Annotated in this window: 27 protein-coding genes; 10 read left to right on the top strand and 17 right to left on the bottom strand. The window is 65.2% G+C overall.

Features of this window, described 5'->3' with window-relative positions:
- Positions 1-77: 77 nt before the first annotated feature.
- Positions 78-1271 (top strand): inorganic phosphate transporter, encoded by a 1194-nt coding sequence (locus tag C437_RS14020; RefSeq protein WP_004517632.1) that lies wholly within the window; start codon positions 78-80, stop codon positions 1269-1271.
- A 38-nt stretch (positions 1272-1309) separates the two neighbouring features.
- Here the strand turns inward: C437_RS14020 and C437_RS14015 are convergent, their stop codons facing one another.
- Positions 1310-1741 (bottom strand): universal stress protein, encoded by a 432-nt coding sequence (locus tag C437_RS14015; RefSeq protein WP_004517631.1) that lies wholly within the window; start codon positions 1739-1741, stop codon positions 1310-1312.
- A 508-nt stretch (positions 1742-2249) separates the two neighbouring features.
- On the opposite strand from C437_RS14015, the gene C437_RS14005 reads away from it, so the two are divergent.
- From C437_RS14005 to fer, 3 genes are all read left to right on the top strand, one after another.
- On the top strand, positions 2250-2858 hold the full coding sequence (locus C437_RS14005; RefSeq protein WP_004517630.1) for an IMP cyclohydrolase: 609 nt from the start codon (positions 2250-2252) through the stop codon (positions 2856-2858).
- Positions 2859-2934: 76 nt separating this feature from the next.
- Complete coding sequence (locus C437_RS14000) at positions 2935-3633, top strand: metallophosphoesterase family protein (RefSeq protein WP_004517629.1); 699 nt, start codon at positions 2935-2937, stop codon at positions 3631-3633.
- A gap of 89 nt (positions 3634-3722) precedes the next feature.
- Positions 3723-4385 (top strand): ferredoxin Fer, encoded by a 663-nt coding sequence (fer, locus tag C437_RS13995; protein WP_004517628.1) that lies wholly within the window; start codon positions 3723-3725, stop codon positions 4383-4385.
- A 14-nt stretch (positions 4386-4399) separates the two neighbouring features.
- Here fer and C437_RS13990 read toward each other — a convergent pair whose 3' ends face one another.
- The gene (locus C437_RS13990; protein WP_004517627.1) at positions 4400-5575 is read right to left on the bottom strand and encodes an aspartate kinase; all 1176 of its coding nucleotides are present in this window, start codon (positions 5573-5575) and stop codon (positions 4400-4402) included.
- A gap of 201 nt (positions 5576-5776) precedes the next feature.
- On the opposite strand from C437_RS13990, the gene C437_RS13985 reads away from it, so the two are divergent.
- On the top strand, positions 5777-6175 hold the full coding sequence (locus tag C437_RS13985) for a GNAT family N-acetyltransferase (RefSeq protein ID WP_004517626.1): 399 nt from the start codon (positions 5777-5779) through the stop codon (positions 6173-6175).
- Positions 6176-6182: 7 nt separating this feature from the next.
- On the opposite strand, the gene C437_RS13980 is transcribed toward C437_RS13985, so the two are convergent.
- From C437_RS13980 to C437_RS13965, 4 genes are all read right to left on the bottom strand, one after another.
- Positions 6183-7166 carry a YndJ family protein gene (locus C437_RS13980; protein ID WP_004517625.1) on the bottom strand — a complete coding sequence of 328 codons (984 nt, stop codon included), beginning with the start codon at positions 7164-7166 and terminating at the stop codon, positions 6183-6185.
- Positions 7163-7837: a DUF4166 domain-containing protein gene (locus tag C437_RS13975; protein WP_004517624.1), complete on the bottom strand. Its 675-nt coding sequence runs from the start codon at positions 7835-7837 to the stop codon at positions 7163-7165. Before C437_RS13975 ends, C437_RS13980 begins: the two co-directional genes overlap by 4 nt.
- A gap of 235 nt (positions 7838-8072) precedes the next feature.
- A complete protein-coding gene (thrC, locus tag C437_RS13970) occupies positions 8073-9464 on the bottom strand; it encodes a threonine synthase (RefSeq protein ID WP_004517623.1) in 1392 nt (463 codons plus the stop codon).
- Between the two features lie 65 nt (positions 9465-9529).
- Positions 9530-9919, bottom strand: coding sequence for a helix-turn-helix domain-containing protein (locus tag C437_RS13965; protein ID WP_004517622.1), 390 nt, complete (start codon positions 9917-9919; stop codon positions 9530-9532).
- A gap of 440 nt (positions 9920-10359) precedes the next feature.
- Between C437_RS13965 and C437_RS13960 the strand changes: the two genes are divergently transcribed.
- Both C437_RS13960 and C437_RS13955 read left to right on the top strand, forming a co-directional pair.
- Complete coding sequence (locus C437_RS13960; RefSeq protein WP_004517621.1) at positions 10360-11337, top strand: orotate phosphoribosyltransferase; 978 nt, start codon at positions 10360-10362, stop codon at positions 11335-11337.
- Positions 11338-11414: 77 nt separating this feature from the next.
- On the top strand, positions 11415-12158 hold the full coding sequence (locus C437_RS13955) for an SDR family oxidoreductase (RefSeq protein ID WP_004517620.1): 744 nt from the start codon (positions 11415-11417) through the stop codon (positions 12156-12158).
- Positions 12159-12284: 126 nt separating this feature from the next.
- On the opposite strand, the gene argF is transcribed toward C437_RS13955, so the two are convergent.
- The 11 genes from argF to C437_RS13900 form a co-directional block, all read right to left on the bottom strand.
- Entirely contained in the window at positions 12285-13181 is an 897-nt protein-coding gene (argF, locus tag C437_RS13950) for an ornithine carbamoyltransferase (protein WP_004517619.1), read from the bottom strand.
- Position 13182: 1 nt separating this feature from the next.
- Positions 13183-14244, bottom strand: a complete 1062-nt coding sequence (locus C437_RS13945; protein WP_004517618.1) for a [LysW]-lysine hydrolase — start codon at positions 14242-14244, stop codon at positions 13183-13185.
- Positions 14241-15368, bottom strand: coding sequence for an aspartate aminotransferase family protein (locus tag C437_RS13940; RefSeq protein ID WP_004517617.1), 1128 nt, complete (start codon positions 15366-15368; stop codon positions 14241-14243). The genes C437_RS13945 and C437_RS13940 overlap by 4 nt, the downstream gene beginning before the upstream one ends.
- Positions 15365-16225: an acetylglutamate/acetylaminoadipate kinase gene (locus tag C437_RS13935; RefSeq protein ID WP_004517616.1), complete on the bottom strand. Its 861-nt coding sequence runs from the start codon at positions 16223-16225 to the stop codon at positions 15365-15367. The genes C437_RS13940 and C437_RS13935 overlap by 4 nt, the downstream gene beginning before the upstream one ends.
- A 16-nt stretch (positions 16226-16241) precedes the next feature.
- A complete protein-coding gene (gene argC / locus C437_RS13930) occupies positions 16242-17279 on the bottom strand; it encodes an N-acetyl-gamma-glutamyl-phosphate reductase (RefSeq protein ID WP_004517615.1) in 1038 nt (345 codons plus the stop codon).
- Entirely contained in the window at positions 17276-18172 is an 897-nt protein-coding gene (gene lysX / locus C437_RS13925) for a lysine biosynthesis protein LysX (protein WP_004517614.1), read from the bottom strand. The genes argC and lysX overlap by 4 nt, the downstream gene beginning before the upstream one ends.
- Before the next feature lie 84 nt (positions 18173-18256).
- Entirely contained in the window at positions 18257-18421 is a 165-nt protein-coding gene (gene lysW, locus C437_RS13920; RefSeq protein WP_004517613.1) for a lysine biosynthesis protein LysW, read from the bottom strand.
- A gap of 165 nt (positions 18422-18586) precedes the next feature.
- Complete coding sequence (argH, locus tag C437_RS13915; protein ID WP_004517612.1) at positions 18587-20086, bottom strand: argininosuccinate lyase; 1500 nt, start codon at positions 20084-20086, stop codon at positions 18587-18589.
- 4 nt (positions 20087-20090) lie between these two features.
- Positions 20091-21350, bottom strand: a complete 1260-nt coding sequence (locus C437_RS13910; RefSeq protein ID WP_049919822.1) for an argininosuccinate synthase — start codon at positions 21348-21350, stop codon at positions 20091-20093.
- 398 nt (positions 21351-21748) lie between these two features.
- Positions 21749-22534 carry a hypothetical protein gene (locus C437_RS13905; protein ID WP_004517610.1) on the bottom strand — a complete coding sequence of 262 codons (786 nt, stop codon included), beginning with the start codon at positions 22532-22534 and terminating at the stop codon, positions 21749-21751.
- 137 nt (positions 22535-22671) lie between these two features.
- On the bottom strand, positions 22672-23757 hold the full coding sequence (locus tag C437_RS13900; protein ID WP_004517609.1) for a helix-turn-helix transcriptional regulator: 1086 nt from the start codon (positions 23755-23757) through the stop codon (positions 22672-22674).
- A gap of 157 nt (positions 23758-23914) precedes the next feature.
- Here C437_RS13900 and C437_RS13895 point away from each other — a divergent pair, with 157 nt between their 5' ends.
- From C437_RS13895 to C437_RS13885, 3 genes are all read left to right on the top strand, one after another.
- Entirely contained in the window at positions 23915-24103 is a 189-nt protein-coding gene (locus tag C437_RS13895; RefSeq protein ID WP_004517608.1) for a DUF7554 family protein, read from the top strand.
- Positions 24104-24143: 40 nt separating this feature from the next.
- Positions 24144-24653 (top strand): 2'-5' RNA ligase family protein, encoded by a 510-nt coding sequence (locus C437_RS13890; protein WP_049919815.1) that lies wholly within the window; start codon positions 24144-24146, stop codon positions 24651-24653.
- Positions 24654-24841: 188 nt separating this feature from the next.
- On the top strand, positions 24842-25264 hold the full coding sequence (locus C437_RS13885; RefSeq protein ID WP_004517606.1) for a PPC domain-containing DNA-binding protein: 423 nt from the start codon (positions 24842-24844) through the stop codon (positions 25262-25264).
- The last annotated feature ends 1 nt before the right edge of the window (position 25265 follow it).

Genomic DNA, 25265 nt, shown 5'->3' with positions numbered 1-25265 from the left:
TGTGAACGGCTGGCAATGACAGTCTGGTCGCGTTCACACAGCAGCAACTGGCAGGCCCTGACGGGGCCGGACACGCGGTGACTACCCTCGTCTTCTGGGCACTGGTTGCCCTCGCGACGGTCACCGGCCTGGTGACGGCTTGGACACTCGGTGCGAACAGCAACTCACCGCCGTTCGCCCCGGCTATCGGTGCAAACGCCATCTCGACGATGCGCGCCGCCTTCCTGATCGGCATCCTCGCCGCGCTGGGCGCGCTGACACAGGGCGGGAGCATCTCGGAGACGGTCGGTGCCGGCCTCATCGACGGCGTTGCAATCACCTCACTGGCGGCAGTCGCCGGCCTGCTGACCGCGACTGGGTTCATGGCATTCGGCATCTACTCGGGCTACCCCGTTCCGGCGGCGTTCGCGACGACGGGCGCGATGGTCGGCGTCGGCCTCTCGCTCGGCGGCGACCCCGTCTTCGACACCTATCGCCGCATCGCGACCTTCTGGCTGCTCGTCCCGCCTGTCTCGGGGAGCCTGGCCTATCTCACCGCGACTGTGTTGCGTCGAGACGACATCCCCGAAACGGTCGGCGTCCCGTTGCTCGCCGGCGTTGTCGGAGGGATCGTCGCCAACGTCCAGTTGAGCATCATCCCGTCGCCGGCCGGCACTGACCAGGGCTCGCTGGCCGGTTTCGCCGGAATGGTGGTCGGAACGGATATCGCCGCCGTCGCAGCGACGCTACTGGTCGCCGCCGGGAGCTTCTACTACATCCGCCTGCAGACCCAGGCGTCCGTCGAGAAGGGTATCAAGACCTTTCTCGTTGTTCTCGGCAGCGTCGTTGCCTTCTCCAGTGGCGGCAGTCAGGTCGGCCTCGCGACCGGCCCGCTGGAAAACCTCTACCGCGCCGAACTCGGTCTGCCCGGGTTTGTGTTGCTGGCGCTCGGTGCAGTAGGTATCCTCGGCGGGGCATGGATGGGCGCACCCCGCCTACTGCAGGCGACCTCTCGCGAGTACGCACAGCTCGGCGTCCGCCGGTCCATCGCGGCGCTGGTCCCCGGCTTCATCATCGCCCAGGCCGCCATCGCGCTTGGCATCCCTATCTCGTTCAACAACATCATCATCTCCGGAGTCATCGGCGGCGGGCTGGCCGGCGGCTCCGCCGGCGTCTCCCGCCGGAAAATCGGTGTGACTGTCGGCTTCTGGCTTATCACGCTCGTCACCAGCGTCGTCATCGGCTTCGGCGTGTACCAGGTACTGGAAGCGGCTCTCGGCAGTCAAGCGTAAACGGTGCCTGCATGCCGCCGGGTCGTCGGCGTTCGTGACTATCGGACGACCGTCACTGTCACCGGCGCTTCGCTGACAACCGCTGTCGCAACGGTCCCCAACAACCGCCGGACAATCTCGTTTCGGGTCCCCCCGTGGCCGCCCATCACCACCTGGTCCGCGTCGGTCTCCTCGACGTAGCCCAGAATCGTCTCAGCTGGGTCGCCGGTCTCGACGGCCGTCTCGACCTGCTTGCCGGCCTCGTTGGCCTCTCGTGACGCCCGCTCGACGAGATTCGTCGCCCGCTCGTCGGCCGCCGCCCGGCGCTCTGCGCCCGGTTCGAGCATCCCGCCTTCGCTCATCCCTGTATCGAGGGGCGCGACGACGTTCAGAACTGTAATCCGACAGTCGAACGTCTCCAGCGCGTAGGTCAGCGCCTCGTCAGCCAGCGGTGACCCGTCCAGCGGGACGAGGACGTGCGTCGGTGCCATACAATGTCTCCGAACGGGAGCCACAAGTATGCGAGGGCCCGGGGTATCGAGTGGAATAGCCGATTCGAACCACGGAAAGACTCGCTTCGCTCGTCTTTCAGGGCTCGAATCCACTAATAACGACGCTGTCGCTCACGGTTTGTTCGCGACAAGAGTAGTCCATCCTGGATTCGAACCGAAGCCAGACGTGCTCGCTTCGCTACGTGCGACTGGCAGGGTTCGATTCCAGTAATTACAATTTCGCAGCTCGCGAGTTTGCTCGCCGCAGAAATAGTCCATCCTGGATTCGAACCAGGGTCGAAGCCCCCAGAAGGCTTCAGGATTGGCCTCTACCCCAATGGACTGTGTGCACTCTACAGTATCGGGTGCCCCTTTGTAAGCGTTGCGCGATTCATCGCCGCATGCCTTGTGCCACCAGTTCTCAAATTCTCGACCTGATTTTACCGCAGATGGCAACGCGGGGCCGGACATCGATAGCACTTTTTCGGGGTGCCGTGCACACTCGTGTATGTACGTCGGACGATTCGTCGTCGTCAGTCCCGAGGTCGGCGCGTACCGCGTCTCCTCGCGCTCGTTCCCCAACCGCCAGACAGTAAAGCGCGACGGCACGGTGACCGTCGAACCGACGCCGGACGCCCCGGAGACGGACAACCCCTACATCTCCTACAACGGCGTCCGCGTCACCGAGCGGGGCGCAGTCGTCGGGAACGGGTCGCACGTCGACCCCATCGCCGAGAAGCTCGAACTGGGCTATCCGGCGCGAGACGCCCTTGCCGAACCGCTGCTGTCGCTCGATTTCGAGAAGGATGACTACGACACGCCGCGGGTTGCCGGCATCGTCGGCGTCGACGCGGCGGACCCGACGACGAACGCCGACGGGCCGGGTGCAGTCATCGGAACCGTTCGCCGGGACGCGCTGCTCGTCGAGGAGGTCACCGAGCCGACGCTGGTGGCGACCTACGAGGAGAACAGCCCGACTGCGTTCGACCTGACCGCGACCGACGCTGGCGGAGCGGCCCGCGAGGTGTACGACCACGAGTACGAACACGCCGTCTGTTCGGCCGGCGTCACGGGTTCGGGAGGCGAGTTCGACGTGGCAGTGTACAACGGGGAGTGAACGGATGGCCACACAGCGGACACAGATACTGAGCCGAGACCGACACTCAAGACCCCACAGGGGGTAGACACTAGCAATGAAGCTTGGAATCCTCTCTGATATCCACGGTAATCGGGTGGCGCTAGCGGCGGTGCTTGCGGATATGCCATCGGTGGATAGGCTGGTCTGTGCGGGCGATGTTGTTGGCTACAACCCCTGGCACGCCGACTGCGTCGACGCGATGCGGGGCAAGTCGGCAACGCTCCCGGACGACGTTCCATGGCCGGCCGACGAAATTCCGACAGTGATGGGCAACCACGACAGGGCCGTCGCCGCCGAGACGCCGTTTGCGTTCAACGGGATGGCGCAGGCCGGCGTCGAACACGCCACAGAACAGTTGTCCGATGAGCAACTGGAATGGCTGGCAGCACTACCTGACGAGCGACGAGTGTGTGACGGCCGTGTGAAGCTCGTCCACGGCCATCCGGACGACCCGGACCACTACACGTTCCCCGAGGAGTTCGGCCCGGACCTGCTGGGCGATGAGGACGTCCTCGTGATGGGCCACACACACCAGCAGCACCACGAAGTGTACGATGGCGGCGTCGTGCTGAACCCCGGCAGCGTGGGCCAGCCCCGCGACAGGGACCACCGGGCCGCCTACGCCGTACTCGACCTCGCGGACCTGAGCGTCGAGGAGCACCGCGTGGCCTACGACACGAGCGCGGTCATCGATGCGGTTACCGACGCTGACCTACCGCGGGAAATCGGCTTCCGGTTGACGCAGGGGCGGTAGCCCGGGAACAGCGCGTCGCCCGGCATCCGTAGCCTGCAGATACTGCAGCGGGAGGAGAGGATTTATGTCCGTGACCGCTACTGTGTGGTGTGGAGTCCCCATTCGAGGTCCTCGGAATCACGCCGGACGCCGACGACGGGGAGATCGTCGACGCGTACCGCGAGCGGGTGAAGGAGGCACACCCCGATCAGGGTGGGTCGACGGCTGAGTTTCAGGCAGTCAAGACAGCCTACGAACGGCTGCAGAACGGCTACGAGCCCGGGGACCCGCTGCCCGACGAGACAGCGGAGGCAGAGCCCGAGGCCGAGGAGGCCCCGCCGGAGCCGGACGATCCGATGGTGGAGTTTCTCAACTTCGAGGTGCTTGAGGACCACGGCTGGGCACTCGAAGACGAGGCTCTGTTTGAGAAAGCCGGCGACGCGAACCTGCAGTCGACTGATTTCGGACGGTTCTACGTCGATCCAAACGACACGCTGCTCGAAGCGGCGGAAAAGAACGGCTTCGCGTGGCCGTTTGCCTGCCGTGGCGGCGCGTGTACGAACTGCGCGGTGGCAGTCGTCGAGGGCGAGATGCCGTCGCCGGCGAGCCACATTCTCCCGCCCGAGCTCACTGAGAAGGGGATTCGCCTGTCGTGTATCGCCGCACCAGTGTCTGACAACGCGAAAATCGTCTACAATCTGAAACACCTGCCAGAAGTCAGCGAACTCCTGCTGCCCGCGAGCCGGTTCGAGCAGGCCTCCTCAACCGATTAGAAAGGACTCCGCGTTCAGAATACGTCCTGGACGAGCGAGAGGGCCTGTTCGCGGTCCTCCCACGGAACGAACACCGAAACCGATGTCGCAGACGTAATCACGTCGTAGAGGTGGATATGGGCGTCGGCCAGCGGCTCGATAACCTGATGGGCCAGCGCCGACTGGCTCGGGTCGCCGCCGGTGACGCGGATGACGGCGATCTCGTCCTCGACGGTGACCGACGAGAGCGTCTCATCGTCGACGATGCGGGCGTGCAACAGTGCCTCGGCCTCCTCGGCGTCGTCTTCGTCGACGTAGAACGTCAACGAGTCCATCCCAGAGGAGTTGGCCTCGATGTTGATCTCCTCGTCAGCGATAGCACCCGACAGGTCCGCGAGGATGCCCGGGCTGTTCCGGATAGCGCGGCCAGCGACGGTCACACAGGCGATTGGCTGTTCCTGCAGGTCGATAAGGTTCTGGAACTCGCCCTCGATGGACGTGCCACCGGAGAGCAGATCGCCGTGCTGGTAGTGGACGACGCGAACGCCGAGGTCGTCGCTCTTGTACGACAGCGCCGACGGCGCGACCACCTCGGCCCCGCGGAACGACAGCGAGCGGAGTTCGTCGACGGATATCTTGCCGACGTTCCGCGCGCCTTCGACGACCCGTGGGTCCCCGGTCATGACGCCCTCGACGTCGGTGACGATGACGACTTCGTCAGCGTCCATGTAGTCGCCCATCATCACGGCGCTCGTGTCAGAGCCGCCACGGCCAAGCGTCGTCACGTTGCCCTGATAGTCTTCGGCCAAGAAGCCGGTGATGACCGGGACGACGTCCTTGAGCTGGCCGGCGAGCGCGTGAGCGCGCTTCTGTGTCTCCTCGACGTCGACCTCGCCGTACTCGTCGGTGATAATCGGCCAGTCCTCGCTGCCGGGTTCGAGGAAGACGGCCTCGATACCGCGGGCGGCGAGTGCCCCCTTGAGCATCCGGACAGAGGTCCGTTCGCCCATCGAGACGATCTCCGCGCGGTCCGCGGAGTCGGCGTCGTAGTTGATCTCGTCGAGCAGCTCGTCAGTCGTGTTGCCCATCGCCGAGGCGACGACTGCGACCTCGTGGCCTTGCTGGACAGCAGCGGCAATCGAGTCTGCGGCCCGGTTGATGCGGTCACCGCTACCGAGGCTCGTCCCGCCGAACTTGGCGACTACGCGCATGCTACCACCGTGCCCGTGTGCATGTGAACCATTGCCCTCGCGTTATCCGTCGCTCGGGATAACTGTGTTCATCTGTGACCGCGTCTCACTGTTGACGGCGACCGGCAGATTCCGTCGTGCGAAGCCCTGTTGCTGCGAAGGCGGGCACAGTCCGGAGCGTCCGACACACCGTTTATTTGCGTGGGGTTCCCACGCACATGTATGGATATCCGCGACGCTATCGAAGATGACGCCGAACGACTGGCCGCCCTCGCTGACGGGCCGCCGGACGTGATGCGAAACCTCGTCCACGACCGTACCGTCCGCGTGGCCGAGGAAGGTGACGACATCATTGGGTTCGTGAGCTTCGACGCCGAGCGTGGAACCGTCCACGTGACGCAGCTGGCCGGGTCAACGGCGGCCTGTGAAGAACTGCTTTCCGACCCGATTGCGTTCGCACGTCGGGAACACATGACTGTCGAGCTACTGCTCCCGGAAGACGAATCGGAGGTCCAGACCGCTGTCGAGGCCGTCGGGTTCACGTCTACCGGAAACGGCCCCCGGTTCGACGGACAGGAGACGACACGCTACCGGTTAGAGCCAGAGCGAGCGGAGCACTGACTCTCGGCTACGCGGCCCACGAATGGCCGAGTCGCCAGCCGAGCATGGCACAGAGCCCGAACCCGAACGCGTTCAGCGACCCGTGCAACGCGACCATTGTCGAAATCGTGAGTCCCAGCGAGCGACCGGTGAACGTCGACACTCCGTAGCCGAGCGCAAGTGCCATCGAAACGGGGAGCGCCACCGCGGAGACGCCCAACAGAACGCCCTGTGGTCGGGAACAGCTCGGGACGACACGCCACAGAACGAGGACACCGAAGGCCGCGACAGCGACGGTGAAGACACTCACGGCGATGATCTCCACTACCGGCGAGAAGGCGATGCCGACCGCGATGAGCGCCGGGCCGACGAGGATGACACCGACGACAGCGCGGAATCCCCGTAAGTGGGCACCGAGGTGCCGGCCGGCCAGTCCTGCTGCGACCGGGAGGACGAACCCGGCGTAGTGGAAGTGGACTGCCGTCAGTCGAATGATGACGCGGTCGAACCAGAACGTCAGGTCGAGATGGGCCAGCAGGAGCGCGACCGCGCCAACTGAGATGTAGGCGAAGCCGGCATCGATAGCTGTCTCCGGAAGCGACAGACCGCCGCGTCTGTGAGTCCGCACGAGCGCGGTGTATCCGAGGAGGCCAGTAACGGCCAGCCACGGCGTTGCGAGCGCGGCGGCCAGCGGCGCAGGTGACGAAACGACCAGCGAGGCCGCGAGCAGGAGTGCGCCGGCCGGCTGGAGCCAGATAGCTGTGGTCGTGAGCCGATTTGCAGGTGCCTGAAACGTCCGGGTTACCGCCGTTCGGAGCGCAAGCGGGACCAGCACGAGCGGCGCGAGTGCAAGCGCCCGTTCGATAGTATCGAGTGCCCCAGTCGCCGTCAGCGACAGCCAGACCACCGCCCCAAGCACCGTGCTCAGGTCTGCCACGGCGACGCCGCCGATGGCGGGCTGGGCGATGCTGTCGGGTTCTGATTGCCGGGCACCGACGGGACGGCCGCTCATCGCGGCGGGAGTCGGGCAAGCCCGGGGACGATTCGGAGGTCGTCAGGGGTTCCGTCGCTGGCAGTCTGCTCCTGTGTAAAGGTCCCGCGGTAGCCGAGCATATGGCCCGCGAGGTCGTTCTCGACGGTCGCGGTGACGTGGTAGCGTTCGTCGTCCTCGTCGTAGCGGTCACGCACCTCAACAGCGGCGGCCAACGGCCCCGGGAGCGGAACGTAGCGGTTGCCCAGACGGGCCCACTGCCGGCCGCCGGTCACCACGAGCGCGCCGTCTTCGACCTGCGGGTGGAGTTCGCTGGCGACCCGGCCGTGCGTTCCGAGAAAGTCAAGCAGTCGCTCTGCATCAGCGTCCCAGACGGTCAGCGAGTCGAACACGCGAGTGGTGTCACGGAAGTCAAATGCGCGGCGGGTCGTCATCGCCTCGTGCCCACCCTCGGTCGTGTAGGCCACTGTCGTCACTGAAAACGGCACGTCCTCGCCGGCTTCGGGAAACAGCATGTTCTGGGTCGTCATCGCGTACAGCGCCGGCAGAACCAGCGTCCCGCGAGTGATGTCCATCTCGCCGCGGCCAACACAGACCGTCCCGTCGTCCGCCCCGAGGCTGTATCGGTCGCGAACCTTCGGATGGAGGTCGTCGGCCGCGTCGCCCAGCGCCCGTTCGTAGACGCCCGTCACAGCACTACCCCAGTTGGTGGCGTCCCCGGCGCGAGCGGCGTCTCGACGACAGTGTTCCGGCACGGCACTCCCGACACGCCCCGCGTCTGTGCGTCCATTGCGTCGCTATTCCCGCGGCAGATGGATATTTCTACTGGCGAAAAGGTGGGAAAATATCGAACGGGGAGTCGGCGAAGTCAGGTTTCAGCCAGAGCGTCGAACAGAGCCACACCGGTGGCGGTCCTGCCCGCTGACGTTACTTCTTCGAGAGGAACTTCCGGTAGAGGTACGCGACGCCGAGACCACCGGCGACTAGCGCCGGGACCAGCGGTGCGTCGGTGGCCTTCGAGACCTGTCGCCGAACTGTATCAGTGACTGACGACGGTTCCTCGATGAGGTCCAGCACAGCCTCGGTGCTGTTTGCGACCGGTTCCGGCTCGTTGCCGGCTTCGGCGGCTGCCTCGGGGTCTTTGAGCAGGTGGCCCGTGGTCAGGCAGACGACCGACTCGTCGCTATCGACCTCGCCCTCGCGTCGGAGTTTCCGGAGGCCGGCGATGGAGGCCGCAGAGGCCGGTTCGACGCCAACGCCTTCCCCGGCGATATCGCGCTGGGCCGCGGTGATTTCCTCGTCAGAGACGGCGACGGCGGTGCCGCCGGTCTCCCGGATACCCGGCAGCGCCTTCGGCGCGTTGACCGGATTGCCGATTCGGATGGCGGTCGCTCGGGTCTCGACGTCTTCCCAGCGGCGGGTGTCCTCGTAGCCGTTCTCGATAGCCTCGACCATCGGAGCGGCTCCCTCGGCCTGGACGCCAGTGAGTTTGGGCACCTGGTCCTCGGTGATAGCGCCGGCCTTGACGAGTTCCCGGAAGCACTTGTACAGCGCCGCGGTGTTGCCGGCGTTGCCGACCGGCAGGACGATGCGGTCCGGGTACTCGCCGTTGTCGGCGTAGAACTCCTCCATGATCTCCAGCCCGATAGTCTTCTGGCCCTCTAGGCGGAAGGGGTTCAGCGAATTGAGGAGGTAGGCCTCGCCGCGGGCGGCGAGGTCCTGCACGATGTCGAGACACTGGTCGAAGTTGCCGTCGACCTCCAGAATCCGCGCGCGGTGGAGGCTCGCCTGCGCGATTTTCCCAGCCGCGACCTTCCCGGCGGGCAGGAGCACGAGCGTCTCCATCCCGCCGCGAGCACCGTAGGCCGCAAGCGCCGCAGAGGTGTTCCCTGTCGAGGCACAGGCCAGTCGGTCGACGCCGACCTCCTGCGCGACCCGAACACCGACGGTCATGCCCCGGTCCTTGAACGAACCGGTGGGGTTCATCCCCTCGTGTTTCACGCGGAGCGCGTCGACGCCGATGTCGTCTTTCAGGCGGGGCATCTCGTGGAGCGGCGTGTCACCCTCGGGGAGCGTGACGCCCTCCTCGAAGGGCAGGGCGGCGTTGTACCGCCAGACCCCCGAGCCCTCGAACTCGTCGAAGGTCGGGAGGTCGTCGTAGCGGACCTCAAGCAGGCCGTCGCAGTCGTCACAGGTGTAGCGAATCGCGTCGAACGGAGCGAACGTCTCACCACACTCGATACAGGCCAGCCAGACGCCGTCGTCGGCAACCGGCGGCACGTCGTCGGTGAGTTGCAGGTCAGCCATTATCGGGACCATGCCCCCAGTGGGCAAAAGTCGGACGGTTGTCGGCCATTCCATCAGGACTCACGGCGCGATAGCTATCACTCGCCGGGGCTGGCGTCGAACTCGTCGATGCGGTGATGGACCGCGACGGTCCACTCGTCGAGCGTCTCGTGCATCAGTTCACGGGCCTCCGACAGCGGTGTCGCAGTGTACTGGTACACGTGGCCACCACCATCGAGGAGCCGTCGTTTCCGCGTCGCGAGCCCCTTCTCGCGGAGCGTCGACAGCGAACGATTGACGTTCGAGCGGTCGCGGCCAAGTTCGTCAGCGAGTTCTTCGACAGTGCTTGCAGGTGTCTCAAGCAATGTCTGATACGTCCGTACCTCGTGTTCCTGCACACCGAACACACAGGCCATCACGTCTGAGAGATTCGGCTCGTCGTCGACCATCAGTTCGTGAAACTGGTCCGGAGACGGGTTGACAGACATACCCACCTGTATTGTTCCAACCCCGATAAACAGGGTCGTTACCTCAACCTCACCGCCGTGGCACCAGCTCTGGCTGCTTCCATCCGGTTCCGGGCTATCGTCAGTAGCTCGGGGTATCCCTGTGAGCCGTTGCCAGATATATCAGATCGAGTACTGTTTCAGCTGGAAGCCACAGCTAGCAGGATGCCGGCAGCAAGTATTACTGTGAAAACTATTGACAATGTAATCAAAAAGGGTGCTGTTTCGGGTGGAGAATTGTCCTACAGCAGAATGTGGGCTATCGCAGGCGACCTTTAATTTCAGTATAATATTCCGTAGTGTTATATATCAAAGGTATTAACACTCGCCGGCGGATGTCACCTGAAAAGAAGTAAGCGCATTTCTCCTCGTGGTGTTCGAGCTACGATGAGGCTGCTAATACTTCCCGATCCCAGAGACCAATGAATTACAGGAGTTTCGACCATCTCAGTGGTGATACGCAGGAGTGGATCGTCGATCTACCAGATGACCTGGATCTGATCGTCGGAATACCCAGAAGTGGAATGTTAGTGTCAAACTTACTCTCGCTACATCTCAACCTCCCGATGACAGATATCGACGGGTTGCGGGAGGGGAGACTCCTGCAGACGGGGGAACGGTACGACGGTGAGTTCGACCTCTCGAAATTCTCGAAGATACTGGTGGTCGACGATACCGTCTACACCGGCAGCGAAATGACCGATGCCCAGTCAGTAATTGACGGGTTCGACCTGTCCGCTGACGTGCACTACGGCGCTGTGTACGTTGACGAGGGCGCAGAGCGGTTCGTCGATACGTACGCCCAGACCCTGGCGTTTCCGAGAGTGTTCGAGTGGAACATGATGCACCACGCCTTCCTCAGAAACTCTTGCGTTGACCTCGACGGCATCCTCTGTCGCGACCCGACGCCGGAAGAGAACGACGACGGGCCGGAATACCGGGAGTTTATCTCGACTGTTGACCCGATCTGTGTTCCGTCGGTGAAAATCGGGAAAATAGTCACCTGTCGGCTGGAGAAATATCGCAGCGAGACCGCTGCCTGGCTTGACGAACACGGGATCGAGTACGACGAGCTAGTGATGATGCAGTACCCCGATAAGGCCACGCGGGTCGCTGCAGGCAACCACGGCGAGTACAAGGCCGGGGTGTACCAGTGTTCAGACGCCAAGCTATTCATCGAGAGTTCGCATTCTCAGGCCCGAACAATAGCCATGCATACGAACAAGCCCGTCTACAGCAAGGAGCAAAACCGCATGCTCCAGCAGGGCTATCTGAGCCGCGTCGCCAGAAACGGCCGCATGTCCATTGAAGCGGTCAAATCTGATCCGCTCAGATACGTCGAACAGCTCCGGTCCGACCCCGTCGACTTCGTCAAGCGGGCCTCGTCGGTGTTTCTCTGACTCGCGGCGGTCGACCGTCGCCACGTCGTGAGTCGCCGGGCCCAAACGCTAACCCCGAGACACCCATGAGTCCGACCATGGATTCGGCACCACTGGCAGAGACGACTGTACTGGTCACCGGCGCGAGTTCGGGTATCGGCGCAGCGACCGCCCGAAAACTGGCACACGACGGGGCGGACGTGGCGCTGGTCGCCCGTCGGGAAGACCGTCTCTCTGAGCTGGCCGACGAAATCACCGACGACCACGGCGTCGACGCCCATGTCGTGCCGGCCGACGTGAGCGACTCGGCACAGGTCGCGGCCGCTATCGAGTCGACCGTCGAAACCCTCGGCTCGCTCGACGGTGTCGTCGTCAACGCCGGCGTCGGCCGCGGCTCGGACGTGGAGACACTGTCCGACGAGCAGTACCGGACGATGATAGACGTCAACGTCGACGGCGCGTTCTACACCGCCCGCAAGTCGCTGCCTCATCTCCGTGATGGGGCTGGCTCGCTCGTGTTCGTCGGTAGCTTCGCCGGACAGTATCCGCGACCGTTCAACCCCGTCTATGCCGCCACCAAATGGTGGCTCCGCGGCTTCGCCCAGAGCCTCGCCGGCCAGGTCGGTGACGACGACATCGGCGTCACCGTGGTCAATCCTTCAGAGGTGCGGTCTGAGTTCGGCTCCGAGGACGGAACCCCGTTCAACGAGCGGTTCGAGCCGGGAGAGGTGACCGAACCCGAGGAGGTAGCCGACGCTATCGCCTTCGCTATGCGACAGGACCCGCCGACCGCTATCAACAGCATCGACGTGTTCCGCCGGGACAAGTTCGGGCACTTCTAAACCACGTTTTTCGTCGTCGGGTTCCCACAGCGGCGCGAGTCTTTCGGTGGCGAAAAAGGCGCGAATCGCGACGCGATTCGCGTGAAACCGCGCGCCGACGGCGCGCGGTACAGATGCCGCAAACCGTTATTCCTGCTCGGCCAGCCACGCGAGCAGCCCCTTCTGGGCGTGCAGGCGGTTCTCTGCCTGGTCCCAGACGACAGCGTTGTCGGACTCAATGGCGTCGTCGGTGACCTCCTCGCCGCGGTGGGCAGGGAGGCAGTGCATGAACGGTCGGTCTCCGAGCAGGTCCGTCGTGATCTGGAACCCCTCGAAATCTTCGAGTTTCTGGCCGCGTTTGTCCTCCTGGCCCATGCTGACCCACACATCGGAGTACACCACGTCGGCGTCGGCGACGGCGGCCTCGGGGTCGTGAGTCGTCTCCGGCGCGTTGCCGAAGGCAGCGGCGCGGTCGGCGACATCGTCAGAGATGCCGTAGCCCTCGGGGGTGGCGACAGTGAGGTCCAGCCCGACCATCGCTGCGCCGATGACAAAGGACTGGCAGACGTTGTTGCCGTCGCCGACCCACGCCACGGAGACGTCCTCAAAGTCGCCAAACTGCTCGCGGATGGTCAGCAGGTCGGCCAGCGTCTGGCAGGGATGGGCGTCGTCGGTCAGGCCGTTGATGACCGGGACTTCGGCGTATTCGGCCAGTTCCTCGGCATCGGCGTGGTCGAACACGCGTGCCATGATGAAATCGACGTAGCGGCCGAGCGCGCGGGCGGTGTCCTTGACCGGTTCACCGTGGCCCAGATGGATATCGTCTGGACCGAGGAACACGGCGTGGCCGCCCAGTTGCGTCATCCCCGTCTCGAAGGAGACGCGGGTTCGTGTCGACGGTTTCTCGAATATCATCCCCAGCGTCTGCTGGTCCAGCAGGTCACTCGTACTCCCCTCGCCGTGGTCGGCCTTGATGGCCGCGGCGCGGGCGAGGACAGTCGCCAGTTCGTCGGTCGTGAGGTCGTCGACGTCGAGTATGTCCATGTCAGTCCTCCAGCAGGCGTCCGGCGGCGGTTTCAAGCACCGCAACGGCGCGGTCGTATTCGTCGAGCGGGAGGTGCTCGTTCGGTGCGTGATCGAGGTCGGAGTCGCCGGGCCCGTAGGTCACCATCGGGCAGTCCCACGCCTTGGCGAAGACGTTCATGTCGCTGGTGCCGGTCTTGCGAAGCAGCGTCGGCTCGCCGTCCTGCTGGCGAATCGCGGCCCGGAACGCTCTGGCGGCGCTGGTCCGGGGGCTCTGCATCACCGGTTCGACTCTGTCGTTCCAGTTGACGGTCCCGTTGGTCAGATAGCCGTCAGCTATCTCTCGAATCTCGTCGGTGGTGTACTCCGGCGGGACCCGCAGTTGCACGTCCATCGTCGCCTCGACGCTCAGTCCGTCGGTAGAGGGACCGCCCTCGAACTCGACGGGCTTGCAGGTGACTTGCTCGAACACCGGATGCCACTCGTCGTCGTCGAACTCGTCGTCGACCGACGACCACCAGTCGATAGCGTCCTGAATCGCGTTGTTCTCCGGGCGTGAGGAGTGGCCGGACTCGCTGGTCGCGACGTAGGTCCCGGCAAGCAGGCCGCGGTAGCCCAGCGTGATGCCCTCCCAGCCGGAGGGCTCGCCGTTGATGACCGCGTCGGGTGCAGAGTCGCGGTCCTCGACGAGGAATCGGGCCCCCTTCGAGTCGACCTCCTCGCCGACGACGCCGATGAAGGAGGCCCCGGTACGGACCGCGGCGACGGCCATCGCACACAGCGGCCCTTTCGCGTCGACACTGCCGCGACCCCACAGCACGTCGCCCTCGTCGGTCTCCTCGATACGGACCGGGATGTCACCCGGAACCGTGTCGATGTGGGAGGTGAGCAGGACGCCGTCGTCGGCGGGCGCACGGACGTTGCCGACCTCGTCGAGCCACACCTCGCGGCCGTGGGCCTCGAAGAACTCGACCAGTTGCTCGGCCGCCTCGCGCTCGTTGCGCGAGACCGAGGGGATGCGGACGACCGCTTCCAGCAGGTCACGCGCCTCCGTGTCGGCCTCAGGCGTCGCGGCTTCGCTCATCCCACCACCTCCGCCATCGCGTCGACAACGGCGTCGGCGTGGGCCTCGTCGATGGTCAGCGGCGGGAGCAGGCGGACGACTGTGCGGCCGGCCGGCAAAGCGAGCACCTGGTGGTTCAGTGCGAGCTCTTTCAGCGCCGCGTTCGCGCCGCGGCCGACCTCGACGCCGATCATCAGGCCCTCGCCGCGGATGTCTCGAACCTCGTCACCGATAGCCGCTTCCAGTTCCGTCAGGAGGTAGTCGCCAATTACGGCGGCGTTGCCCGGCACCGAGTCCTCGATGATAGTCGAGACCGTCGCACCGGCGGCCGCAGAGATGACCGGCCCGCCGGAGAACGTAGAGGCGTGGGAGCCGTAGTCCTCGGCGATCCAGTCCCGGCACAGCGTCGCGCCGATGGGGAGGCCGTTGCCCAGCCCCTTCGCCGCGGTTATCATGTCGGGCGCGACGACGGCACGCTGGGAGTTCCACAGCGCACCGGTCCGGCCCATGCCAGTCTGGACCTCGTCGAAGATGAGCGCCGCTCCGGCGTCCTCGGTGATTTCTCGGGCGTCTTCGAGGTAGCCGTCCGAGGTCGGGTTGATGCCGCCCTCGCCCTGGACCGGTTCGACGATGAACGCGGCGGTGTCCTCATCGACGGCCTCGGCGAGCGCCTCGCTGTCGTCGTAGGGGACGAACTCCACATCACCGATGAGCGGTTCGTAGGGCTTCTTGTACTTGTCCTTCCACGTGGTTGCGAGCGCGCCCATCGTCCGGCCGTGGAAGCCCTGCATCGTCGCGACGATTTTGGAGTTGCCGGTGGCCGAGCGGGCGAACTTCAGCGCCGCCTCGTTGGCCTCGGTCCCGGAGTTACAGAGCCAGGTCTTGTCGATGGGGTCCGGCGCGGTGTCGGCGAGCAGGTCGTACAGCGCCGTTCGCTGGGCGTTGGGGTACGACGCCTGGACGTACGTTATCTTCTCTAGCTGCTCGGTGACGGCGTCCTGTACTGCCGGGTGCTTGTGACCGAGCGGGACGCAGGCGTAGGACGCGCCCATGTCCAAGTACTCTGTGCCGCTGTCGTCGTAGACGTAGGCACCGTCGCCACGTTCGATCTGAATAGGTTTCTCGTTGAAGACGAATCCGCTCATTGTTCCTCCGTCGCTGTCTGGTCTGTATCCTGTTCGAGTGCGCTCGCGTGGACGTGGGTGCCGCCACCGTCGAGCGCCGAGCGAATCGGGGCGTCGGCGTTGGCGTCGGCCACGACCGCCTCGGGTGCGCCGCCGGACAGCGCCTCCTCAACGGCCATTATCTTCCGGCTCATGAAGCCCTCGGCCGCGTCTTCGAGGGCCTCCCAGTCGGTGGCCGTCTCGACGGCCTCGATGAGCGTCGCCGGGTCCTCGGGGTCCGCATAGACGCCCGCCACGTCGGTCAGGAGGACCAGCGTCGCGTCGAGTTCGCCGGCGATAGCCGCTGCCGAGCGGTCGGCATCGGTGTTGACGGGAATCACGTCGCCATCGTCGTCCCCAGCCATCGGCGGTGCTGCAACGGGCGTGTAGCCGTCAGAAAGTAGCGTCTCCAGCAGGTCGCCGTTGACCTGCTTGATGGTGCCCGAGTGGTCGCCACGGCGGATCTTTTTCTTCCCGTCCTCGACGACCCGCACTGCGGACTTCCGCGGTCCGTAGAGCAGTTTGCCGTCGACGCCGGTGAGCCCGACCGCATCGACGCCCTCGCTCTGGAGGCCGGCGACGAGCTGGGTGTTGAGATGCCCGAACGCCATCTCGAACACCTCCATCGTGGTTTCGTCGGTGAACCGGCCGACGACGCCCGACGGCGTCTCGACGTACTCCGGTTCGACGCCGAGCCGTTCGAGCGTCTCGTCGACTTTGGTGGAGCCGCCGTGAACCACGACGACCTGTTCACCATCGGCCACGAGCGATGCCACGTCCGCAAGCGCCCCCGCGGGGTCGACCGCGCGAGCGCCACCGACTTTGATAACTACTGTCATGAAAACCTCTCCAGGGTTACGGTGCGCCGACGGGGTGGAGTCCCTGGAACTCCAGGCCCGCCGTCTCTTCCATGCCAAGGGCGACGTTCGCGGCGTGAACGGCCTGACCCGCCGACCCCTTCATCATGTTGTCGATGGCCGAGAACACGACCAGTCGCTTGTTGCCGGGGTCGAGTTCGAAGCCGACCTCGGCGCGGTTCGTCCCGGCGACCGACTTCGGTTCGGGGTAGCGGTAGACGCCACCGCCGCCAGCGACGAGTTCGACGAACGGTTCGTCCTCGTACTCGCCGCGGTAGGCTCCCCAGAGGTCGCCCTTCGAAACGGGCCCCTCGGGGAAGACGTGACAGGTCGCGCTCGCGCCGCGGATCATGTCCACCGCGTGAACGGTGAAGGAGACGTCGATGCCGAGGAACTGCTGGATCTCGGCCTCGTGGCGGTGGCCCGTCGGCGCGTACGGGCGGACGACGCCCGAGCGCTCGGGGTGGCTAGAGGCCTCGCCGCCGCCGGCCCCGCCCTCGCTGGAGCCGACCTTCACGTCGACGACGACCTGCTCGTCGCCGGAGAGGATGTCGGCCTCGAACAGCGGGAGCAGACCCAGAATCGTCGCCGTGGCGTTACAGCCGCCGGAGGCGATGAGGTCAGCCCCTTCAAGATTGTCGCGGTTCAGTTCCGGCAGCGCGTACTCGCTCTCTTCGAGCAGGTCCGGGCGCGAATGCCCATCGTACCACTCGTCGTACTGCGCCTCGCTATCGAGGCGGAAGTCCGCCGAGAGGTCGACGACCGTGCCGGCGGCGTCCTGGAACGCGTCGATCTGCTCCATCGAGACGCCGTGGGGCGTCGCGGCAAACAGCACGTCCACGGACTCTAGCTCTTCGGGCGATGAAAAGCGCAGGTCCGAGTGCCGAAGGTTCGGATGTGAGTGCCCGATAGTCTTGTTCTCCTTCGAGCGGCTGGTGGCCTGTTCGAGTTCGAACTCGGGGTGGCCCTCGAGCAGGCGGAGCAGTTCCCCGCCGGTGAACCCGGAGCCGCCGACGACGCTTGCGGTGTACGTCATGCTGTCACCTCGGCGTCGGCTTCCGTCGCCGCCTTCTGTTCGAGCCAGTCGACGACCTTCGCGGGCACGTCCACGTCGGTGACCTCGTTCAGCGCTTTGAACTCGACGGTGTGGTTGACTTCGTGGACCGTGTAGTCCTCGAACTCGCCGCTCTCCTCGTCGATGCCGACTTCCATTAGGTCGATACCGAGCAAGCCGCCCCCAACCGCGTCGGAGGCCTTCTCGACCAGTTCCAGCGCGCGGTCGTCCAGTTCGAACTCGTTGGTCTCTGCGCCCTTCGCGGCGTTCGTGAGCCAGTGGTCTGAGGAGCGGACCATCGCCGCGATTGGCTCGCCGTCAACGGCCAGCACGCGCATGTCGCGGCCGGGCTTTTCCACGAACTCTTGGACGTAGAAGATCTTGTGCTCGTAGTGGCCGAGCGTCTCCTTGTGTTCGAGGATGGCCTCGGCGGCCGAGCGGGAGTCGATCTTCGCCATCAGGCGACCCCAGGAACCGACGACCGGCTTGAGGACGCAGGGGTAGCCGAACTTCTCGATGGACTCAAGCGCCGCGTCCTTCGTGAACGCCACGTCGGTGTTGGGCGTCGGGACGCCCGCGGCCTCAAGCGCGAGGCTGTTGTTGACTTTGTCCGCGCAGGTGTCAGCGACCTCGGGGCCGTTGACCACGGGGACGCCGTAGGCCTCCGCGAACTTCGTCGCGTACACGCTGCGGCTGGTCGCCAGACAGCGGTCGACGACGATATCGAGGTCCTCGAAGGCTTCGGGGGCCTCGTGGATGTTGAACTGCTGTTTGCGAACGTCTATCTTCTCGATCTCGTGGTCGCGCTCGCGCAGTTCCGACAGCAGGAGCTTCTCGTCCCGGCGGATGCGCGAGTAGAGGAGTCCGACTTTCATACTGGGTCCTCCGTGCGTTCGCGGCTCGCGGCGTCACGCGCCACGGGTACGTACGGCGTCGAGCGCCGCGGGACCGCGAACACCTCACTCACCCCAGTCCTCTTCGAGCTCGGGTGCGCTGTCGAGCTCGACGGGGTCGGCGCCGACGACTTCGAGTTCGGCACCGCAGGTGGTACAGTCGACAATCTCTCCGACTTCGAGGTCGTCGTGCAGGGACACGTCCGCCCCGCACTCGATGCATTCTGCCATTGTAGTTCATCCTGTGATAGGGATCCACTTAAAGCCTTCGAACATATCAGAATAAATTTACTACACAGACAGCACTCTAATGGTTTGAAAAGCCTGAATCCGCGACGTTTCTGAGTTGTATATCAGAATTATGGTATAATTGTCCCGCGAGGGGACGGTGGTCGCTCAGACATATCGGTCCACCTCCGTCCGGCGGCGGTCAGCCGCCTGTGAAACCGCTTGCCGGCAGTCGGCCAGTGCCTCGCTGTCGGCCGCGAGCACGTCCTCGGCTGTCGACACCTGCTCGGCGACGGCATCGGGGGCCGGGCCACCGCGAGAGTCCCGCATGGCGACACTTTCAGTCGGGTCGAGCGCGGCCTCCAGGGCCTCGCGGTCGACATAGGTCGACAGGGGCTCGCCCAGCACGCCCTCGGCGACGGCCGACAGCGCCGCGTAGTCGGGCGCGTCTTCGTCGGCTTCCAGGTCCGCTGCCGCCTCGGCAACGACCTCGTGGGCCGTCCGGAACGGGACGCCGGCCATCGCCAGCAGGTCGGCCACGCCGGTCGCCGTCGAGAACCCGTCAGTGGCCGCCGCTTCGAGCGTCTCGGCGGGCCAGTCGGCGGTCGCGACCGCGCCGGCCGCGACCGCGACGCTCTCGGTGACGCTGTCGATGGCGTCCCAGGCGTGGCGCCCGGCACGCTGGAGGTCGCGGTTGTACGCCCGGGGCTGGCCTTTCAGGTTAGTCAACAGGCCGTTCAGCCCGGCGACAGCGTCGCCCGTGCGTCCGCGGACCAGTTCCAGCGTGTCGGGGTTCTTTTTCTGGGGCATGATCGACGAGGTCGAGGCGTAGTCGTCGTCGAGGTCGACGTGGCCCTTGCTCGCCATCACGACCACGTCCTCGGCCAGCCCCGACAGGGTCGTCGCCAGCGTGGCGACGGCGCTCGTCGTCTCGACGAGGAAGTCCCGGGTCGCCGAGGCGTCCATCGAGTTCTCCGCCACCGAGTCAAAGCCAAGCAGTGCCGCCGTGCGCTCGCGGTCCACGTCGAAGGGGGTCCCCGCGAACGCGGCCGAGCCCAGCGGGTTCTGGTTGACGCGCTCGTAGGCGTCCACCAACCGCGCGGTGTCGCGCTGGAGCGCCTGCTCGTAGGACAGCACCCAGTGGGCGACCGTCGTCGGCTGGGCGGGCTGGAGATGCGTGTAGCCGGGCATCACCGTTTCGCGCTCGGCGCGGGCCACCTCGATTAGTTGCTCGCGGGCGCCGACGACCGTCTCGACAAGGGCCAGGATGTCCTCGCGGAGGCGGTAGCGGATGCAGGCCGCCACCTCGTCGTTGCGCGAGCGGGCGGTGTGCATCTTCCCGCCGTCCGGGCCGACGCGCTCGATGACGGCGCCCTCGATGGCCTCGTGGACATCCTCGCCGTCGGGCAGCGCCCCGTGGCCGGCGTCCTCGACATCCGCCAGCGCGGCCAGCACCTCGCCGGCCGTCTCGCGGTCGATGATCTCCTGTTCGGCCAGCATGACGACGTGGGCGCGGTCGACCGCGAGGTCGGCCGCGAAGATGCGCTGGTCGTCGGACAGCGAGGAGAGGAACGACCGAGCGGGCCCGCCCGCGAAGCGGTCCCGGCGGACGACCGTCTCGTCGTGGTCGTCAGCGTTTGCCGTCTCGTGGTCCCCGCCGTCGCTCATGCCGTTACTCCTCCGTGTCCTCGCTCACGGCATCGCCGCTGCCGTCAGTGACGGCGGCCCCTTTCTTCGCGTCATCCAGAATCTTGTTCGCGAGGCGGGACTGGAAGCCGTGGTACTTCGCGACGCCAGTTGCGTCCTGCTGTGTGATACCGCCGGAAACGTCCTCCTCGTTGAACGAAGCCGCCGACTCGCTGTAGACGGCGTACTCCGATTCGCGCGAAACCGGGCGGCAGTGGCCACCTTCGAGCTTCACAGTAACAGAGCCGGTGACGCGCTCGTTGGTATCGTCGATGAACGCTTCGAGCGCGCCCGTCAGCGGCGCGTCGACGAGACCCTGGTAGGCCTTCTGGGACCACTCCTGGTCGACCTGGGCTTTGAACTGGCGTTCCTCCTGCGTGAGGACGAGGCCTTCCAGCGCCTCGTGGGCCGTCAGCAAGACGGTGGCCGCGGGGTGTTCGTAGTTCTCGCGGACTTTCAGCCCGAGCATGCGGTCTTCCATCATGTCCGTGCGGCCGATGCCGTGGGCACCCGCCTGCGCGTTGAGTTGCTCGATGAGTTCGACGCCACCGAGTTCCTCGCCGTCGACGGCGACCGGGATGCCGTCCTCGAAGGTGACCTCGACGAGTTCGGCGTCCTTGTCCGAGGGGTTGTCGGTCCACTTGTAGATGTCGTCGGCCGGGATGGTGCTCGGGTCTTCGAGTTCCGAGCCCTCGATGGAGCGGCTCCAGAGGTTCGTGTCGATGGAGTAGCGGCCGCCGTCGCCGCCCTCGACGGGCAGGCCCTTCTCCGCGGCGTACTCGTTCTCCCACTCGCGGGTCAGCCCGAGTTCGCGCACCGGCGCGATGACGTCGAGGTCAGAGTCGCGCCAGACCGCCTCGAAGCGCAGTTGGTCGTTGCCCTTGCCGGTACAGCCGTGCGCGACGGCCGAACAGCCCTCCTCCTCGGCGACCGAGAGGATGGCCTTGGCGATGACCGGGCGCGCGAGGGCGGTCCCGAGCGGGTACCCCTGATAGTCGGCGTTGGCCTTGACGGCCTCCATACAGAGGTCAGCGAACTCCGCTTTGGCGTCGACGACGTGCTGTTCGACGCCCAGTGCCTCGGCGGTCTCCTCGGCCTCCTCGAACTCGTAGTCGGGCTGGCCGACATCGACGGTGACGCCGATGACTTCGTCGTAGCCGTACTCCTCTTTCAGCAGCGATACGCAGACTGTCGTGTCAAGCCCGCCCGAGAACGCGAGCGCGACGGTTCCGTTTCCTTCTGGCATGGATGTGTTCTGCATTTGTTCCGTGGTGTGCCTGTCGGTTTCTCGATCAAACACTATATCGAGTATCCCATCGAACCGACGACGACGGCGTCTGGCGACGAAACGAACCTGCCGAGTGAAGAGTAAGTAGTAGTGGGCCTAGAAACGGCCCGGTCGTCGTCGTGGGGAGAAACGGAGGGACCCCTCGCTATCCGCAGCAAGCATCGTGGAGCGAGAGGTCCGCGTCATCTACTTTCTGCTGTGTGACTCGGGTACTAATAGTTTCCGTGTTCACGGTGGTGTGGGTGTGGTCAACAGACACAGTCCCGTAGCAGCCATCACGTCGCCTGAAGCGGCCAGTACCAGCAGATTGACTGGCGTGTGACGAGCTTTGAACAGTGTATTCGCCTTCTTTCTGGCTATTGGCCAGCGTCGACAGCGTCGGACCCGCCACCCGGCGGCTCGGTGTCCCCGCCGCTGGTGGCCGTCTCGTTGGCCGGCGTCGTATCGGTATCGTCCGTCCGTTCACTCGCCGGGGTCCGATCCGGCCCGGCCCCCGGACGGTCACCCGCTTCGGTTCGGTCCGCCGCATCACCGCCGCGGTCGCCGGCACCGTCAGGTCGAGCCTGCTGCCCGACGTTCGGCCCGGCGATTCCCTGTGCGATAGCGGCGACTTCCGGCCCGCTCAGCTCGCTTGCGCGCTGTGAGAGGGTCCTGATCGCCGCCGGGTCGATACCTTTCTTCTCCAGCGCTTCGGCGGGGAGCTGGCTGGCTGTCTCGTTCGTCTCGTTGGCCAGCCGCTGGACGGTCTTCGTTTCGGCGTGGAGCTGTGCGGCCTTCGCCCGGTACTCGCCCTCGCTCATCGAGCCGTTCTCGCGGGCTTGCTCCAGCGCCTGCTTGCGCTGTTGCAGTTCTTCCAGTCGCGACTCAGAGTCGTTCAGCTGGTCGGCGACGACGGCGGCTTTGGCGTCGTTGGTGTTCGCCCGTGCGACACGAACCCCGAAGGTCCGGGACTGAACCTCACCGTCTATTTCGGCCCCCTGCACGCTGACGACGCCCGCAAGCTGTGCGCCGGGGGGCGTCGTGCTCTCGTCGGCCTGTTCGGTCACCGTTTCCGTTTCCTGTGCCATCGTTGCGGCTGGGACGGCGGCGAGCGTACTCACTACGAGCACCAGCACCACCAACAGCGGGGTCGCTCGTCTCATGACACCACTTGCTTGGCTCCTGAACATCCTATAAATAGGCGTTAGTGACTCCGGATTAGCGCCGGTTAAGCCGGATTAAAACCGCAATATGCCGGTGGATATGGCAAACCTGTTCGGATAAACCGTCGACAGCCTTATTACTGAGGTTCGTCGCCGCTGTCGGCCTCGTCTCCTTCGTCGCTGTTTCCACCGGTCACGTCAGTATCGGGGAGCGTCACAACGTTCTCCCGGCCGATGCGGAACGTCTCGACCTTGTCCTCATCGCGCAGGCCTCCGATGACCTGGCTCGTCTTGGCGTCGGTCCAGTCAAGGTCGCCGGCCACCTGCTGTTGTTTGAGTCGCCCGCCGTTCGATTCGAGCAGTTGCAGGACCTGTTCCTCGTTGCTCAGGAGTTCGGCCGGGGGTGCGCCAGCATCTGCGTCCGTGCCGGCTACGGGCTGTTCCGGCGGCGGGTCGTCCGGTTCGACCATCGATGCCGGTGGTTCGGCTGTCTCACCGCCACCGAGCATGCCGTACCGCCTGAGAACGTACGCTGTGGCGGCGATACCGATCAAGGCGAGGAAGCCGGCAATGAGGGGACTGTTACCCCCGTCACCGCGAGACGAACTGGCGACCACCCGTGGCTCGTTCTCCCCGAACTCCTGTTGGCCGCGCCACGTAACAGAGGCGTTCCCCCGTTCGTCGGGCTGCGGGGCGACGGACTCAGCTCGATAGTCCGACGGCCACTGTACTGTCAGCGAGGTCTCGCTGTCCAGAAACAGCCCCGAGAGCGCGTCGCCGATTTCGAGTCGGTCGTCCGAGACAGCGGCGAAGTTCGTCCACTGGAAGCGGTAGGTGATGACGCCGTACGTCTGGCCGAACGTCTCCTCGCGCGCGCTCACGGTGACGTTCTCGATAGCCATCTCGCGGCCGGTCGTGTTTTCCGCTGCCCCGGCGGTACGTTGCATCCGACTCTCGAAGCGGTCCGTATATGCCGACGGGTTGGCCTGAATGTCCGCCTGCAGATCCTTGAACGCCTGCGTGGCGTCGTCGTCGTCCAACCGGATGCGGTAGGCGACCGTCCAGTCGGCGGCCCCATCCGGTTCCACGTCGGCCGTCATCACGACCACGTCCGGGTCGACTGACTGCTGTTCGAGGCCACCGAAACCGATTCCGGCCGCTGTTGGTACAAGCAGTGCTGTCGCGACGAGCATAACTACCAGCGTTCCAGCGGTCCGGCCCATCCTACCGCGGCTATCCCCTCAGCAGGTATATCGTTTATTGCCGATTGTCTGATTGAATAGCAAGTAGCCTTACATCCCATGCCGCTTCCGTCTCGGACCTGAACCGCCAGCTCCCACGGCCATAAGGGGTTTGCCCGGCGAGGGAGTTCTGTCGAGCATGGACAGAGCCAAACTCGACGTAGACAGCCTGCTGAAGATTGTCCTCGTCCTCATTGTGGTCTGGTTGGTGCTCGAAATTGTTGGCGGGGTTCTGGGGCTGTTGGGTTGGCTCCTCGGGCCGCTCCAGCCGATACTCGGGATCGTCCTCGTTGTTCTCATCGTCCTGTGGCTGCTCGACCGGCTGTAGGACCGCGCTCTTTTTGCCCGTAGCGGGCGACTCGCTCACTGTGTACAGCATCAACGTCCCGCTCCCGTCGGCAGTCACGTCGCTGGCGGCCGACCTCGCGGCGGACCTGCCGCTCGCACAGCGACGGGGACGGGGCGAACACACGCTAGTCGCCAAGCGACTGGGCGACGGCGACCATACGACCTACGCTCGACGAGAAGCACAGGGACGCGAGGCGCTTCGCGGCCAGCCCGCGTTCGAGGCGCGGGTTTCGGGCGTCGAGCAGTTCGAGACGGCCGTGACCGGTCCTTCGCCGGTGGTGTATCTCGCTGTGGAGAGCCCCGGACTGGTCGCCCTGCACGAGCGACTCTGCGAGCGGTTCGACCCCGTCGATGACATGGAGGGCGACGAGTACGTCCCCCACGTAACCGTCGCCCGCGGTGGGGACCGCGACACGGCCGCGCGGCTGGTCGAGCGAGACATCGAGCCGGTCCAATGGACCGTCGACGAACTCGCCTTCTACGACGCCGACCGAAACCAGCCGGTAAGTCGCGTGTCACTGCCGGCATAACGCCGGTCGGTCGTCTGTCCTGACATCGTGGCGAACAGGCGGCACGCGTCAGTCCCGCCGCGGTGTGCCGCACAACCGCGCAACGCGACGGGCGGTGACTACGTCACAGCGGCCGTGGTCTCGGCTTCGGATATAAACGGTTGGACCGAAAGCAACGCTTTTGGAGCGGCCTGCCATCCAGTACAGATATGGATTACCGCGAAGTCGACAGTACGTCCGAGTTCGTCTGCCGGCTGGACCACGGTGGGGACTGGCGCGCGCAGATCGAGGCCTTCGCGGACGAACAGGGCATCGACGCCGGCTTTTTTTACGGACTCGGGGCGGTCCAAGACGCGGAACTCATGTTCTACGACCAGGACCGGACCGAGTACGACTCGTTGACCTTCGACGAACCGCTTGAAGTTGCCGCCTGCATGGGCAACATCTCGCACCTCGATGGGGAGCGCTTCGCCCACACCCACGCCGTCCTCTCACGGCCCGACGGCGAGGCGGTCGCCGGCCACCTGAACGCCGGCACCGTCTGGGCGGGCGAGCTGTACGTCCGCGGATTCGAGACAGAACTCCAGCGGGAGCACGACGAACCGACCGATCTGGACCTCTGGAATATCTAAG

This window comes from Haloarcula vallismortis ATCC 29715, from assembly GCF_000337775.1.
Lineage (GTDB): Archaea > Halobacteriota > Halobacteria > Halobacteriales > Haloarculaceae > Haloarcula > Haloarcula vallismortis.
Note: the sequence above shows the minus strand (reverse complement) of the source record. Positions and strands in the feature narration are given on the sequence as shown.

Bases quoted from the DNA above. Each gene is read 5' to 3' on its own strand.
- lysX (WP_004517614.1), bottom strand. From the start codon at position 18,172: ATGAAAGTCGGACTCCTCTACTCGCGCATCCGCCGGGACGAGAAGCTC.
- C437_RS13980 (WP_004517625.1), bottom strand. From the start codon at position 7,166: ATGAGCGGCCGTCCCGTCGGTGCCCGGCAATCAGAACCCGACAGCATC.
- C437_RS13990 (WP_004517627.1), bottom strand. From the start codon at position 5,575: ATGCGCGTAGTCGCCAAGTTCGGCGGGACGAGCCTCGGTAGCGGTGAC.
- C437_RS13905 (WP_004517610.1), bottom strand. From the start codon at position 22,534: ATGAGACGAGCGACCCCGCTGTTGGTGGTGCTGGTGCTCGTAGTGAGT.
- argF (WP_004517619.1), bottom strand. From the start codon at position 13,181: ATGGACATACTCGACGTCGACGACCTCACGACCGACGAACTGGCGACT.
- lysW (WP_004517613.1), bottom strand. From the start codon at position 18,421: ATGGCAGAATGCATCGAGTGCGGGGCGGACGTGTCCCTGCACGACGAC.
- C437_RS13940 (WP_004517617.1), bottom strand. From the start codon at position 15,368: ATGAGCGGATTCGTCTTCAACGAGAAACCTATTCAGATCGAACGTGGC.
- C437_RS13895 (WP_004517608.1), top strand. From the start codon at position 23,915: ATGGACAGAGCCAAACTCGACGTAGACAGCCTGCTGAAGATTGTCCTC.
- C437_RS13935 (WP_004517616.1), bottom strand. From the start codon at position 16,225: ATGACAGTAGTTATCAAAGTCGGTGGCGCTCGCGCGGTCGACCCCGCG.
- C437_RS13955 (WP_004517620.1), top strand. From the start codon at position 11,415: ATGGATTCGGCACCACTGGCAGAGACGACTGTACTGGTCACCGGCGCG.
- C437_RS14015 (WP_004517631.1), bottom strand. From the start codon at position 1,741: ATGGCACCGACGCACGTCCTCGTCCCGCTGGACGGGTCACCGCTGGCT.
- argC (WP_004517615.1), bottom strand. From the start codon at position 17,279: ATGACGTACACCGCAAGCGTCGTCGGCGGCTCCGGGTTCACCGGCGGG.
- C437_RS13960 (WP_004517621.1), top strand. From the start codon at position 10,360: ATGAATTACAGGAGTTTCGACCATCTCAGTGGTGATACGCAGGAGTGG.
- C437_RS14000 (WP_004517629.1), top strand. From the start codon at position 2,935: ATGAAGCTTGGAATCCTCTCTGATATCCACGGTAATCGGGTGGCGCTA.
- C437_RS13910 (WP_049919822.1), bottom strand. From the start codon at position 21,350: ATGCCAGAAGGAAACGGAACCGTCGCGCTCGCGTTCTCGGGCGGGCTT.
- C437_RS13900 (WP_004517609.1), bottom strand. From the start codon at position 23,757: ATGGGCCGGACCGCTGGAACGCTGGTAGTTATGCTCGTCGCGACAGCA.
- thrC (WP_004517623.1), bottom strand. From the start codon at position 9,464: ATGGTCCCGATAATGGCTGACCTGCAACTCACCGACGACGTGCCGCCG.
- C437_RS13965 (WP_004517622.1), bottom strand. From the start codon at position 9,919: ATGTCTGTCAACCCGTCTCCGGACCAGTTTCACGAACTGATGGTCGAC.
- argH (WP_004517612.1), bottom strand. From the start codon at position 20,086: ATGAGCGACGGCGGGGACCACGAGACGGCAAACGCTGACGACCACGAC.
- C437_RS13945 (WP_004517618.1), bottom strand. From the start codon at position 14,244: ATGAGCGAAGCCGCGACGCCTGAGGCCGACACGGAGGCGCGTGACCTG.
- C437_RS13885 (WP_004517606.1), top strand. From the start codon at position 24,842: ATGGATTACCGCGAAGTCGACAGTACGTCCGAGTTCGTCTGCCGGCTG.
- C437_RS13985 (WP_004517626.1), top strand. From the start codon at position 5,777: ATGGATATCCGCGACGCTATCGAAGATGACGCCGAACGACTGGCCGCC.
- C437_RS14005 (WP_004517630.1), top strand. From the start codon at position 2,250: ATGTACGTCGGACGATTCGTCGTCGTCAGTCCCGAGGTCGGCGCGTAC.